The 634-nt window shown below is 64.0% G+C and carries 1 protein-coding gene; it reads left to right on the forward strand.

The features are described from left to right. Positions 1–64: 64 nt before the first annotated feature. On the forward strand, positions 65–634 hold a 570-nt coding region (locus tag HMPREF1022_RS18470; protein WP_198005320.1), incomplete at its 3' end, for a hypothetical protein.

Here is a 634-nt window from a genome sequence, read left to right on the forward strand (position 1 = left end):
ACGGCCGCCGGCGACACGCTGGTGGTGACGGACCAGAGCGGGCAAGGAGATCTTCAACGGCCTTGTGACCGATGAGATGCTGAGCAACGGCCTGGACGTGACCGTGAATAAGCCTGCTGAGGGCCAGGAAGTGCGCGTTGACGCCACGGTGACCGATCCTGCGGGCAACGAGTCCACGGCCAATGACACGGCGCACCTGGATACGACGGCTCCGGCTGTGGGCGTGGAAATCACCACGGATGCGAACAACGACGGCCAGATCAGTGACGCCGAACTGAAGGGCGGCGAGATCACGGCCCATGTGACCTTGGGTGAAGGCACGGCCGCCGGCGACACGCTGGTGGTGACGGACCAGAGCGGCAAGGAGATCTTCAACGGCCTTGTGACCGATGAGATGCTGAGCAACGGCCTGGACGTGACCGTGACCAAGCCTGCTGAGGGCCAGGAAGTGCGCGTTGACGCCACAGTGACCGACCCTGCGGGCAACGAGTCCACGGCCAATGACACGGCGCACCTGGATACGACGGCTCCGGCTGTGGGCGTGGAAATCACCACGGACGCCGATAACGACGAATTCATCAGCAAGGACGAGCTGGGCGACGGCGAGATCAAGGCCCATGTGACCCTGGGTGCA

The sequence above is a fragment of the Desulfovibrio sp. 6_1_46AFAA genome (assembly GCF_000224635.1).
Lineage (GTDB): Bacteria > Desulfobacterota > Desulfovibrionia > Desulfovibrionales > Desulfovibrionaceae > Desulfovibrio > Desulfovibrio fairfieldensis.